1 pseudogene is annotated in these 240 nt (G+C 56.7%); it reads left to right on the top strand.

Annotation, left to right across the window (positions count from 1 at the left end):
• Positions 1 to 240, top strand: a pseudogene (locus tag SB822_RS60485) (branched-chain amino acid ABC transporter permease); the annotation flags it as partial.

The following is a 240-nucleotide window of genomic DNA, read 5'->3' as shown; positions in this document are numbered from 1 at the left end:
CTGCCTATATCGGGATCGGCGCCTATGCAGTCGGCATCCTGTCCAGCTATGGCATCGACGATCTGATCCTCCAGCTGGTTGCGGCCATCGTTGTTGCGGCGTTCTTCGCCCTCGTCACCGGCTATATTTCGCTTAGAACCAGCGGCGTCTATTTCATCATGATCACGTTGGCCTTCGGGCAGATGGCCTTCTTCTTCATGGTTTCCCTGTCAGCCTTTGGCGGCGACGATGGAATGACGC

This window comes from Paraburkholderia sp. SIMBA_054 (assembly GCF_046534875.1).
Taxonomy (GTDB): Bacteria; Pseudomonadota; Gammaproteobacteria; order Burkholderiales; family Burkholderiaceae; genus Paraburkholderia; species Paraburkholderia hospita.
The sequence above is the reverse complement of the archived record's forward strand: the minus strand, read 5'-3'. Positions and strand labels throughout refer to the sequence as shown.